This is a genomic window from Pantoea sp. CTOTU50773, assembly GCF_032082325.1.
Taxonomy (GTDB): domain Bacteria; phylum Pseudomonadota; class Gammaproteobacteria; order Enterobacterales; family Enterobacteriaceae; genus Pantoea; species Pantoea communis.
The window spans coordinates 1-3109 of the sequence record NZ_DAMDQC010000120.1; the positions used below are offsets into that span (position 1 = coordinate 1).

At 55.7% G+C, this 3109-nt stretch carries 4 protein-coding genes; 2 read left to right on the forward strand and 2 right to left on the reverse strand.

All coding sequences use genetic code 11. The annotated features are described in order from the left end of the window. Positions 1 to 646: mandelate racemase/muconate lactonizing enzyme family protein (locus RT340_RS16835; RefSeq protein ID WP_409566161.1), on the forward strand; the 646-nt coding region annotated here is incomplete at its 5' end. Here the strand turns inward: RT340_RS16835 and clcA are convergent. Beyond that, complete coding sequence (clcA, locus tag RT340_RS16840; protein WP_160834153.1) at positions 643 to 2046, reverse strand: H(+)/Cl(-) exchange transporter ClcA; 1404 nt, start codon at positions 2044 to 2046, stop codon at positions 643 to 645. The genes RT340_RS16835 and clcA overlap by 4 nt on opposite strands. Before the next feature lie 100 nt (positions 2047 to 2146). Continuing rightward, complete coding sequence (locus RT340_RS16845) at positions 2147 to 2494, reverse strand: cupin domain-containing protein (RefSeq protein ID WP_283216340.1); 348 nt, start codon at positions 2492 to 2494, stop codon at positions 2147 to 2149. Between the two features lie 267 nt (positions 2495 to 2761). Here RT340_RS16845 and RT340_RS16850 point away from each other — a divergent pair. After that, positions 2762 to 3109 (forward strand): glutaminase (locus tag RT340_RS16850; RefSeq protein WP_313377260.1); only part of this gene is annotated, 348 nt, incomplete at its 3' end.

Sequence of the window (3109 nt, forward strand, 5' to 3'; positions counted from 1 at the left end):
GATCTCGCGTGAAAATGGCATTGGCGGCATCAAACTCAAAGTCGGCCAACCCAACACCGCTGAAGACTTGCGGCGCCTCACTGCGGTGCGTCAGACACTGGGCGATGATTTCCCGTTAATGGTGGACGCGAACCAGCAGTGGGATCGTGAAACAGCGATTCGCATGGGACGTAAGATGGAGCAATTCAATCTGGTGTGGATCGAAGAACCGCTCGATGCCTATGACGTGGAAGGCCACGCAGCATTGACTGCCGCGTTAGATACGCCGATTGCCACCGGTGAGATGCTCACCAGCTTCCGTGAACATGAGCAACTCATCCTTGGCAACGCCAGCGACTTTGTGCAGCCGGATGCGCCGCGCGTGGGCGGTATTACGCCATTCCTGCAGATAATGGATTTAGCGGCGCGCCACGGACGTAAACTGGCACCCCACTTCGCGATGGAGATTCACATTCATCTCGCCGCCGCCTATCCCATCGAACCCTGGCTGGAGCATTTTGAATGGCTCAACCCGCTGTTCAATGAGCAGTTAGAACTGCGTGACGGCCGTATGTTGATCTCCGATCGTCACGGCCTCGGCTTCAGTCTTAGCGAACAGACGCGCCGCTGGACCACGCTGACATACAGCGTGGGTAAACGTCCTTAGTGGATCTTTGCGCTGGCGTGACCGCTGAGCTGAGCCTTAGCCAGCGTGCGTGCCAGAATCGAAGAGTACAGCGGTTTGCCGCCAAAGAACTGTGCAGCAAGGGTTGCGCCCAGGCACGTGATGATCATCGGCAGAATCAGCTGATAGTTGTTGGTCATTTCCAGCACCAACACAATGCCGGTTAAGGGCGCGCGAACCGAAGCGGCAAACAGTGCGCCCATGCCGGCCACGGCAAAGGTCGCGGCCTCCAGTTGATAACCGGGGAACCAGTGAATGCACAGTTGACCAAAACAGGTACCCAGCAAGGTGCCCAACGTCAGCATCGGCGCAAAGATCCCGCCCGGCGCGCCTGAAGAGAAGCAGCAAATTGTCACCAATGTCCGCAGGGCGAACAGACCGAACAAGGCCAGCGCGCTGTAACTTCCCGCTGAGAAATCGGGAATCAGCGTGATCCCCCCACTCACGGCAGCAGGCAGAAACAGGCCAAGCACACCACACAATCCCGCCAGCAGGCTGCCCCACATTACCCAGGCGGCAATGCGGCCTTGATGTAATCGTTGAAACTGATCCTGCGCGAGAAATATCAGGCGGTTAAACGCCACACCGCAGCCGCCAAACAGGATGCCAAGCAACAAATAGAGCCAAAGCGTGTTGGTAGGCGCATCGCGCAACTGGCCGATGTTGATAATGGCTTCATTACCATTGCATAAACGAAATACGATGCTGGAAACGATCACGCCGACAAACACCGCTTTGATTGAAATCAGGCTGTAGCGAAACTGCGGACGCATCTCTTCGATAATAAACAGGATGCCTGCCAGCGGCGCATTGAAAGCCGCCGATAACCCCGCCGCTGCCCCGGTGGCGATCAAGGTATGCCGGGATTCAGACGACTTAACGCGGAACAGATCCAGACACATACCGCCAATATTGCCGCCGATCTGCACGGTTGGGCCTTCGCGCCCCAATACCATGCCTGAGCCCAGCGCTCCCATACCGCCAAGAAACTTCACCGGCAGCACGCGCCACCAGCGCACCGGACGCAGCTCTTCCAGCGCCCCTTCGATTTCGGGAATGCCTGAACCACCCGCTTCCGGCGCGAATCGCCGCACCAGATAATAACCAATGGCCCCCAATACAGCGGAAACCAGAAAAGCACACAGGACCTTAAAAAGGGGATGAGTGGCAGCGTTTTCCAGCCAGTTCAGGCGCGAATGCAGGATGAAATTCACCGCGCGGTCAAAAGCCACACCGACCAAACCGGTAAGCACACCGACCAAGGCGGCGAGCAGCAATAAAGCCACGGGTGTTTTATCGCGGCGCAACAGCTTTTGCAGCAGCATAAAGCGCCCGGCGCGCATCGTATTCTCAGGCTGAGTGGCATTTTGCGAAACAGACATGCAGATCCTCAATTACATCAGCGCCGCATCTCCCGCGACGAAAAACCGTCAGCATAGCTAACTCAGGCGATCGCGTAACGCAATCATTGGCAACAGAATTTTACGGTTGGCTGGGCAGCTCTCCGTAATGCACCGCCAGCCATACCGTAGGGCCCTGGCTATCGGTCCAGCAAACGCGATGGCGGCAGCCTGCCGGAATATCGATGAAATCGCCGGGTAACAGTGTGCGCGCTTCGCTTTCGCCTTCCAACTGCAATCCAGCCGAACCCTGTAAAATCATCACCCATTCACCTTGTGTCTGGCAGTACCAGAAATCTGGCGGACTGGCCTGTCCGGTTGAAACGATACGTTCAATCAGGAGATTGGGTTGTGACAACAGCGCTTCGAAGGTTTCAGCGCTGCCGCTTTGCACCGCTGACGGAAAATCACGCAACAGATTGGTCAACATAATGTGAGCCCGATGTTTTTGCTGGATTTATGCACTGTAACGCATGCTTCACCCGGAAGGCTCACAGAATTTTACGTCGCCCGTTGACGAGTTAGGGGCAAATCACCATGATCCTGGCCTTGAAGATCATGCTGTCTCTACTACCGCACTTCGATTGCCATTCTATTGATTGCGCAGCTGATAGCGGCTTCATGACTGCAGATAAGCGCTATGAAACAAGCCGCAAACGTATTTGAAACGGAAAAACAAGAAAATTGGAGCCATCTGGTGTCAGAACTCACGAAAGGATTGCTGGAAGAAATTGTCGCTGAAGTCCGTCCTTTAACGCGACAGGGCAAGGTGGCGGACTACATTCCCGCATTGGCCGGTGTCGATGCCGATCAGCTCGGCATCGCCATTGTCACACCCGATGGCCAGCGCTTTCAGGCTGGCGATGCTTCCACGCGTTTTTCTATTCAGTCGATCTCCAAAGTGCTGTCACTCACGGTCGCGTTGACGCTGTATGACGATGCCGAGATCTGGCAGCGTGTGGGTAAGGAACCCTCCGGTCAGGCGTTTAACTCGCTGGTGCAGTTGGAGCTGGAACAGGGCAAACCCCGCAATCCCTTCATTAAC